The following is a 544-nucleotide window of genomic DNA, read 5'->3' as shown; positions in this document are numbered from 1 at the left end:
CGGTTGTCCTTTAGCAGCGCGAAGTCGACACCTTTGCTGTCCTCAGTCTCGCTCGGGCTTTCCTCCATCGTAGCAAACAACAGCGCCGCTGCGATCCATAAGCCCGCCGCCAGCGCAATCGCCGCGATCACCACGCCCCGGCTTTGGAACAACCCCGACATCAGCAACCCGGCGAAAATCACCACGCCGACAGAGGACACCGAGCCCGCCATCCCTGTCACCGCGCCGCGCCGGGTCTTGCCCACGGTCTTGCCCAAAATCTCTTTGAAGGACACAGAACAGGCGGCGCGGCAGACAGCCAAAACAGCCAGTGCGGCGATCACAGCATAGCCCGCGGTGGCACCTTCAAGGCTCAGCGCCGCCAGCGCGATCAGCGCCGCCGCCACCCCCTGCCCGACCGAGCCCCAAACCCAAGCCCATTTGCGCCGGGCCATGCGTTGCACCATCCCCGCTAGCGCGATCTGCGGCAATAGTGACCCCGCCTCGCGCACCGGGACAAGCGCCCCGGCAAAGACGGCTGGCGCACCTAATGCACTCAGCAACC

Annotated in this window: 1 pseudogene; it reads right to left on the bottom strand. The window is 65.6% G+C overall.

Annotation, left to right across the window (positions count from 1 at the left end):
• A pseudogene (locus Q7C20_RS27040) lies at positions 1 to 434 on the bottom strand (MFS transporter); the annotation flags it as partial.
• Positions 435 to 544: the final 110 nt, after the last annotated feature.

Source organism: Pseudomonas sp. AMR01 (assembly GCF_041946035.1).
GTDB lineage: Bacteria > Pseudomonadota > Gammaproteobacteria > Pseudomonadales > Pseudomonadaceae > Aquipseudomonas > Aquipseudomonas antarctica_B.
Note: the sequence above shows the minus strand (reverse complement) of the source record. Positions and strands in the feature narration are given on the sequence as shown.